Raw genomic sequence first — 9,376 nt, forward strand, 5'->3', positions numbered from 1 at the left:
AAGCTGGGCAACGTGGGCACTATTGGATCGATAGGATCTGAAGGATACCCAATGGGAGCGTGTGACGTGTCGCTCGCCGGGATAACTGGGAACTTTGGCCGTTCCACCTTGAGCAATCGATTGATCCTGAAGGCGGTGCTGTGGATGGTGCGCACCGAGCTTCGACGTGCAACCTGACCAGGGTGTTCGGCTCCTAGGACGATCTGTTATCGCGCCTTCGCCGCTGGACCTGGGCCGGCATCTTTGGGGGGCCTCTCTCAAGCGAATCGCATCTCGTGCGCGCCCTCGCCGACAGCACTATTGTCCCCGCCTACTAGAGCGTCGGACCTTTAAGTGGACGCACCACCAGCAACTTCGAGATGGCTCCAGGACTGCTGAGATGCAAAACCCACCGGAGCCGACTTCTCGTCCGATGCTCTAGAATGTGACTGGTGCTATAGGAGCCTATACTTTGGCCGCCCGTCGCTCGCGAGCCGCTCGACTGCCAAGATCGTAGCCCTGCCGGACGAGCTCGGCCATCTGGCGAATCCCTACTTCCGCCTGTGCCGGCGGCATGACAGCGTTGATGCCAAACCCCTGTTCAAACGCGTCGAGCTTGATGCTCTTGTTGCTGGCAACCGCCTCAATAATGATACACTACACCAGGAGCTGAACGATCGAGCTCCGCCGTCATCCTATCCAAAGCGAAATCCCGGCGGATGATTAAATCGAGCTTAGAAAGGTAGTGCTGGCGGCATCTGGATTGAAGCGTACTCTATGCTCTGGCGGAGGCCTTTCGTTCCCTCCGTGTTGCTACGCGCCGACAAAAACCGATTGGAGTTCCTCCGCTATCTATCTCACCGCAGGATCAATGGCTCTCATATGAACGCCCTCAAACCCCTTGGGGCCGGTAGCCCGGCTCAGGTTTGCTCCTCAGCGAGACGCCTGTCACTACCTACGAAAGAGTACTGGGCACTTGGCCCCTTGACTAGGTAACGTCACCAGCCATTCTGCTGTAGGACAAGCACCTCGGCCTCATATGCACTGGGTGTTTAGTCGCAACGCACGGAGGCAGTGCCGGGTGAAAGACCAATTTCTAGGCTTGTATGAGGCACTTCGGCCCCTCGAGAAGCAGGCGCTGGAGCAAACGGCAGGGCACTTTGGGCGCAAGCCGAAAGTTGTGGTCTTTCTGTCCGCCTCGAACAAGGCAGCCCGTGCTACCGTAGCCGTGGGGCTGGGAAACAGCTTTGACAGCGCGTGGAAGAACGCACTCACCAAGCTGAAGAGGATCACTCCTTACGGGGAGGGTGAATGGCGTTGGCTTAAGGCTGATCTCGTCACGCATATTCGTGCATGGAAGCCGACTGAACTTGCTGCGCACTTGGCGACTGTGCGCAGGAACTATTTCCGTCTGGGAATAGCCTTTGATCCGGACTTTGGTCATGCTCTTCTGGAGCAGGAGTTGAACGGGATCGCCGCCATCTCTGAGGACGAGAAAACCGGACACCTTGGCCTGAACGAGAACCGTATCCGCAACTATTTCAAACGCGAGCGCGGGCTGTCTGCCATGCCCAAGGACTTAGCGCAGCGTGATGCTTGGTTCACGTTTGATACAGAGGGCGCCTTCAGCGATGCGACCGATCGTGACGGCACTGTACATCGCCTGCAATCGGGTGGAAACGTCAACGGGATAAGGCTCGCACCAAACCTGCAGGCGGAGACCCTGCAACTAATTCACAGTGCCGGAACCTATCTCGCTAGCGAAATTCGCGACGATGGTTCTTTCAACTACGGCTGGTTTCCCACTTATGGCAAGGCAATCGGTACCTACAACATCCTGCGCCATTGTAGTACGTTGTATTCGATGCTGGAAGCTTGGGAGGCAACTAGCGACGAAGCCATCGCTGTGAGCGTACCGCGAGGCATCGAATATGTACTGCGCGAGGCACTTCAGCGTCGTGAGGAGGGCAATGTTCCCCACGCCTACGTGGTTGACCACGCTAACGGTAGCGAGATCAAGCTCGGCGCCCAGGCTGCTCTAATCCTAACGATTGCCAAGTATACTACCCTGAGCGGCAGCCCCCGCTTCCTAGATGACGCCCGGGCGGTGGCAAACGGGATTATCGGACGTCTAATGGACTCAGCGTCTGGGCGTTACATCCATGTTCTTAATGCGCCCGACCTCAGTATCAAGGAAATGTTCCGGATCATCTACTACGACGGCGAAGCAACCTTTGCTCTCCTCCGCCTTTACGCCCTTGATCCCGACCCAAGATGGTTGAACGCCGCCTGCCGCGCCTTTGATCATTTCCTCTCCGCTGACTACTGGCAGCACCATGACCACTGGCTGAGTTACTGCACCGACGAGATCACGCGCTACCTTCCGGAAGACCGCTACTTCGAGTTCGGCCTAAAAAACGCCTTTGGCAATCTGCGCTTCATCCACGATCGTGAGACGGCCTTTCCGACCTTTCTGGAGTTGCTGACGGCGGCGGCCCGCATGTTGGAGACTATCCGGGCACAGGACAAGCAGTATCTGCTTGAACACTATGACATTGATCAACTGTATCGCACAATTAAACACCGCGCCGAATACCAGCGCGCCAGCCATTTCTATCCTGAGATGGCAATGTATTTCGCCCGACCTAAGTCAATAGCCGGCAGCTTCTATATCCGTCATCACTCCTTCCGGGTGCGCATCGACGACGTAGAGCATTTCATCTCCGGCTATTGCCAGTACCTCCGTTTGAACGCGGGGCGGCCGCAAAGTTCAGCTGCCGAACTTCTGCAGGCGGAGCCAGAGGGGGCTGTTAGGAAGCTATCCTTATCAAGTGAGGCACTTTCTAGTGGGCCAGTGAGCGGTGGAGTTACCTCGAAGCTTGGCTGGACTGCCGATGAGTTAGTTCAGCATTTGAATGGGCGCTGGTTGACAAGCCCACCTGCCGGCTGGAGTGCGACTGACCTCGCGATCTCATCCAAGGACATAACCGGCGATCCAAATACCCTCTTCATCGCTATCGATGAGAACACATGGTATGCAGGGTCAGGCAACACCGGGGTCTATGCTGACTGGTCGGACACTCATGATCTCTTGCTCAAGGTCAATAAGAGATGTTGTGGCGCGATCGTGCAAAGGCCACTGAATGGACTGCCAGCAGATTTTCCTCAGCTACTCGTCCCGAATTCTTATGAGGCAATTCTACAGCTGGGACGGGTAGCACGGGGTCGAATGCACGGGCGGATCATCGCAGTCACTGGAACGGTGGGAAAGTCCACTACCAAAGCGATGCTGGACCTTGTCTTGAGGCGTCGGGGGAACGTCATTGCGACCAAAAGCAATCATAACACCCGCACCGGCGTTCCGCTGACCCTCGCGCGCTGCGTTACCGATCCGGAGTTTTGCGTACTTGAAGTAGCCCAATCCGCTCTGTGGATGCGGAAGGGAGGCATTTGCCTCACAGCGCGTCCGCATATCGGTATCATCACCGAAATCGGGTTGAGCCAGGGCGACAAACTCCCGGATGTGCAACGGGTGGCGAGCATCAAAGCCCGGATATGCCAAGGCATCGAGCCGGGCGGCGTAGGACTGCTCAATCGCGAGATGGCTGAGTATGATCGTGTGCACGACGAAGTGGAGCACTACGGGGCTACGCCATTGAGCTTCGGCTTCAGCGAGGATGCTGAAATCCGCGTGCTGGAGTGGCAGCCGGATTCTTCCGGCTCCTTAGTACAAGCCAGTATTCGCGGGATCAAAGTCCGCTATAGAGTACCGGTTGCTGGTAGGGCAATGGTCACGAATTCACTAGCTGTGCTTGGTGCAGCGTCCGTGCTTGGCGAGGATGTGGAGGCCGCGGCTCGTGCCATCGAAACGTTTACGCCCAATGAGGGCGTATTGGTGCAACGAACGATCGAACTCTCCGGTAGGCCGCTACATATCATCGACGACAGCCACAACGCGGAGGTCCTATCAATGAAGGCGGCGTTTGAGGTTGCCGCGCTTCATCCAAAGCACAATGGTGCCCGTCGTATTGCATTATTGGGACAGATAATGCTCCTGGGACCTCAGGCTTCCGAGTTGCACCGCTCCCTAGCTCAGCCTTTGCTCGCAGCCGAGTTCGACAAGGTGTTCACTCACGGCGAAGAAATGCTTCATCTTCACGAAGCTTTGCCAGAGTCTGTCCGCGCTGGGCATTTCGCTACTGCGCAAGACTTGGCTGATGCCGCTGCAGCTTGCGTAACTGGCGGTGATATCGTGCTCATCAAGGGGGACCGCCGTGCAACGGACTTTGGCAAGGTTCCTGGGTTGCTTTCCAGCCGGCTCAAAGAGGCCCGAAACGGGCTGAATCGGACAATTCGATCGATCCACGCTGATGTGCCTAAGCCGTACGTTCTGCCTGAAACGGCCGCGTTGGCGTCCGAGGCCTTGGCAGGTAAAGATCCCGAGCCCTCCCGAACGGCGGCAGAAACGAGGGTCGTCAGCAATATTAGCCAAGTGACTTGGACTGCGGCTCAGATAGAGGCAGCTATCGGTGGCCGTTGGCTGACGCCCCCTCCGGACGGGTGGTCCGTCCAATCCGTGGTGCGGGGAAGCAAACATATCGATATGCTTCCCGGCCCGACGTTGTACGTGGCCAGCACTCGGGAGAACCTTCTACATCATGAGTCATCGACGGCAAGCGGTGCCAACTGGGACACACATCTGGGACTACCAGCACTAGCATCCAGACTTGCCGGAGCAATTGTCGCGCGGCCGGTGGCCGGCCTACCATCAGACTTTCCGGTGCTGCAGGTGGAGGATCCGATCGGGGCGCTGATCACACTTGGGTATGCCGCTCGTGAACGGTACAAGGGCAAGGTAGTGGCGGTCACCGGCAGTGCGGGCAAGTCTTCCACAGTGGCGATGCTGCGGCACATCCTGCCACCAGAGGCCGGCGTTCACGCAACGATCGACAACTATAACAGTCGCGTCGGGGTCCCGGTCATGCTGGCCAGCTTGGCCGAGGATGTCGGCGTCTGCATCCTGGAGATTGCCCAGAGTGCGTTGTGGATCAATAGCGGGCCAGTGACGTTGCGGGCGCGCCCGCATGTCGCCATCATCACTGAGATCGCCCTTACACAGACGGATCAGGTGAAGAGCGTGGAGGATGTTGCGCGCTTCAAGTCGCGGATCTTCCGCGGCTTAGAAGGGGAAGCAGCGGCGATCTTCAACGAAGACCTGCCGTGCGGCGACATCATCCAGCAAGCCGCGCAGTCTTACGCGAAGAAGATGGTTCTCACCGGCACGTCAGCCACGGCCGATGTATGTCTGCTCAGCGTCGATTCGAGCGATGCCGGGTCGTACGTCAGGGCCAGAGTCTTCGGCGAGGACGTCACGTTCACCATCAACGTGCTTGGATCCGGGCAGGTCCGCAACGCACTGAATGCTCTAGCGGCAGTGGTGCAACTCGGCTTCGACGCCAAGGCGGCTGCAGCCCGCTTTCCGACCTATCACCCCGGTCTTGCGCGAATGGAACGGAGGACTCTCGACACGCCAAGGGGAACCATCACAGTCATTGACGATAGCTGGAACGCCTCAGTCATCGCGATGGTGAATGCATTTGAATCAATGCGCACATACTCGGTAGAGTCTCCAGGCCGCAAAATCGCTGCGCTCGGACGAATTGTTCACCTCGGCGACATGGCGCAGGAATTGCACCGCAGCCTGAAGGAGCCGTTACTGGCCGCGGGATTCGACCATGTTGTCACTCACGGGGATGCGATGCGGTTCCTGAGAGAAGTCCTTCCCCAGGATCTGCTCGGCCCGCATTTCTCCAGTGCCGAGCCCTGTGTTGCGTATCTCCTCGACGTCTGCCGCAACAATGATGTCATCTTGATGAAGGGAAGCCGAAGAGACTCAGATTTTGGCAAGGTTGGTCCGATGCTCATTGAGCGGCTTGTAAGAGGTGAAGAGCAAGTCGACGCCAACAAAGCCGGCGCGAATGCAAAAGCTGTGCATGTTCAACCAGAGGGCCTGTTGGTCGGCGATGCTAGATCCGAGAGCCCGCACGACGCCGCCCGCAAGCCTCAAGAGGCCGTTGCGACACCAATCTCCCCGCAAGCTGTTGAACGCGGCAACCCCTCTCTTAAAGCTGCCACTAAGTCCGATGAGAACGTCAGTGGAACACAGCAGGTAGCGAGCGTCGCGATCGATCTCATGAGCGGAGAAGTCCTCGCAGGAAAGCCAGAGCAGATTGCGGTCGAATCGGCGGGGGTCAACCAATTGCTCCTCCTCATGCTGTGCTTCGAAAAGCTCAACGGGAATGATGTGCAACTGCAGCAGCAGGTAGCTGTGAGTGACGTCGCTGCCGGACAGAGGGAGCCGGAAATTGGACTGCAGGCACGCCAGAAGTTGTCGGTAGCTGAGTTGATCGAAGCCATCGTCGTGTGCAATGCGCGCGACGCGGCCTTTGCTCTTGCGGAACACATCTACGGAACTGCTAGCCAGTGTTTGATGGAAATGCGCTCACTGGCGGCGAAACTCGGTCTTGCACATACAAATCTCCAAAGTATCACTGGGCAAGCCGGGCAGGAACAACAGACCACGCTTTCCGACATAGCATCCGTCGCCTGTGCGCTTTTCGGCAGTCACCTTAAATATCGGCGATGGTTCTCACAGAGCGTAGTTACCATAAACGGCTCCGTGCGTTTCAGTGAGAGCAACTTGATTGCATCGGGTGCAGTGTCGCACGGCTATTTCTTCAGGAGCGACGCTCAGCACGGCATCGCGCTCACCAATATTGCTGGGCGTGACATCGTACTTTGTGTAGTGAACGCGCATGACGCATTCCACCGGGACTACATCCTGCACGCCTTAGTAGCATCTGCGCAGCGCGCACTTAGGCTCGTTCCGCCAGTGCCGAAACCGCTCGCCCAACGCCCGGTCTCGCTGGTATCTAGATCTGGCGAATACAGGATTAACCTTATCGGAGACACATATTTTGGTGAATACTACACTGGTATTCGTCAACGCAAAGGTATTCAGGATGCATTGACTAGGCATGGGTATGACCATTCCTTCAAAAAGCTCGAGCCACTTATTGCATCTGGTGACTACAACATTGCCAACTTCGAAGCAGTATTGACCCGAAAGTCACTACCATCCTTTATCAGTACAAAACCGTACCTCTTGGCAGGCGATCCGGTTCAAAGCACGGGTGCATTGCGGCGACGGGGCTTTCATGCAGTGTCTCTCGGGAACAACCACGCGTTCGACTATGGCACCCCAGGTCTGATCGATACCCTGGAAAGCTTCAGCCGTGCGGGCATAAGGACTTTCGGCGCCGGACAGAACGCCCTGGAGGCTGAGGAGCCCCTCGAGGTACATTGCGGCGACAGGAGAGTGGTTTTTTTTACTGGATACCAATATCGCAAGTATATGGAAGAGGATTTCGCCTTTTATGCGATGGCCCAACGCCCTGGTGTGGCTTGTTTGAGCGGCGGCCTTGTGAAGCAATTGCATGAAACACGTATACAGGATCCGAACGCATTACTCGTAATACTGCCGCACTGGGGCTTCGATTTCGAATGGCGCAGCAAGATGCAGCGGAAATATGCTGAACAGTTTGCTTCCGCTGGCGCTGACCTCATCATTGGCCACGGCGCGCACATGATGCAGGAAGTCGAGCAGGTTTCCGACTGCTGGGTCGTATACGGTATTGGAAACGGTGTCTTCAACAGCAACGGCGAGTATGATAGGCGCGGACTTGCCCCGTTCAGCCTCTTTGCGCAAATTGTTATTAGCTCCTTAAAAACGGAGGTTCGTCTTTATCCTCTGTACTGCGATAACCTGAAGACAGATTGGCAGCCACGGTTAGTTACAGAGGTCGAATTCAAAAAGGTGATTGGCATTCTGCGCGAAAGGGGAGCTCGAATTGGCGGAGCGGCGCGAAACGAGATTTCCGTTGACGAGGATACCATCGGCAAGTACCTCGCCTTTGATGTCTTAGGAGAGCGCTCCGAAGTGCCCGCTTCGGTTCACCGTTGAAGTTTGTAAGCAGTGTTCGCTGGCTCGCGGACGTGACCCTCCACCAGGAGATGAGTGCGGGAGCCATCCTAGATTGAGCCCAGATGGACTCCTGAGCGGATCTGGGCAAAAGCCGGTCGCAGATGATGGTAACGGTCGCAGTACGGCCGGCACGATCATTCCCGAGAGCGCACGTCACTTTGCGTGTGAGGAGTAGTCCGATGACGGTGTCAGCGATGCGCAGGCATATCGGTTTAGCGCGGAACGCAAAGTTAAGTTACTGCGTTAGGTGTAATTTGCTGCTTACATCTCTGGTTCCTGTTGGGCTTGTTTTCGGAATGTCGCTTCTCGTGACCAGTGCTCTGGCGTCTAGCTCCGGTCGCCGGGTCGCACTCACCGCTATAGTTAGCATCAATAACCTTAGTGAGCAGCCGGTATCCCCATACTATTTCCAACTGACTATTCCAGTAGCCGATCATCCACAACAGCGACTTGTCTCTTTAGATTACGCAGCTGGGGAGACACCTGATCGCAAGCAGCATAAGAACGGCACCGACGAATATTTAGAGTTCAAATGGACTATCCCCGCCCACTCTACGGTTCGGCGCGAGGTAACGTTTGTCCTCGAACTGACGCCTTATGAAGAAGATGCCATTGTTGCAAGGCCCCTACAGCGAACAAGCGATGCACGCTTTCTACGGGCAACCCCGCTCGTTGAGTCTGATGCGCCAGAGGTGCGCACAATTGCCAATCAGTTGATGGCGCGACACGCCCTGCCTCAGGACCGCGCCCGGGCCGCTTACGAGTACGCCCGAACTGAACTGAAAGTTCGGAAAGAGGCTGAGAACCGGGGCGCCCTTTATGCCCTTCAGACCGGGGGCGGTGATTGTACAGAGTATGCTGCGGTATTTTCAGCATTGAGTCGGGCCATGGGTATTCCCGCCCGGATGACGGCCGAATTCCTATTTGGCGACGATGAAAGTAGGTTTTCACAACCCAACCATCACTCCGCCGAGGTCTTCCTAGACGGCCGATGGTTGCCAGTTGATCCAAATCTTGCGGTCGACCCTTCATTCGGCTACGGCTATGGTTTTGGGGGTGCGCGCAAGGTCGTACTGCGTCGTGAGGGCGCTTGGGTATGGAGCAGTTGGCCAAAGGTTCACGGCGCGAACATCAAAATCCAAGTCGACTGGTCGGTGCGTAGCCTCACGACGAAGGCACGGTGACCAACGCACATCCAATATAGGTACGAGACTGACAGCTTTTGATGAATGCCTCAGCTGACAGAGGGCCATAAGCTGGATTTGAAGCATACATCGTCGTCCGTGAAGAATCCCGATCTCGTTGAGACGATTGGGATATCAGGCGCATCACCGCCTTCGATTTTGCAGGATT

At 56.5% G+C, this 9,376-nt stretch carries 2 protein-coding genes; both read left to right on the top strand.

What is annotated here, in order from left to right; translation table 11 throughout:
• Positions 1 to 1,060 precede the first annotated feature (1,060 nt).
• Positions 1,061 to 8,002 (top strand): Mur ligase family protein, encoded by a 6,942-nt coding sequence (locus tag JKL45_RS24880; RefSeq protein ID WP_201864491.1) that lies wholly within the window; start codon positions 1,061 to 1,063, stop codon positions 8,000 to 8,002.
• Between the two features lie 200 nt (positions 8,003 to 8,202).
• Positions 8,203 to 9,207, top strand: coding sequence for a transglutaminase-like domain-containing protein (locus JKL45_RS24885; RefSeq protein WP_201864492.1), 1,005 nt, complete (start codon positions 8,203 to 8,205; stop codon positions 9,205 to 9,207).
• Positions 9,208 to 9,376: the final 169 nt, after the last annotated feature.

Origin of the sequence: Microvirga soli (assembly GCF_016734765.1) — a bacterium.
In the GTDB taxonomy this organism is placed as follows: Bacteria; Pseudomonadota; Alphaproteobacteria; order Rhizobiales; family Beijerinckiaceae; genus Microvirga; species Microvirga soli.

What these genes read in the sequence shown, in the direction of transcription:
- JKL45_RS24885 (WP_201864492.1), top strand. Translation starts at nt 8,203, where the DNA reads ATGACGGTGTCAGCGATGCGCAGGCATATCGGTTTAGCGCGGAACGCA.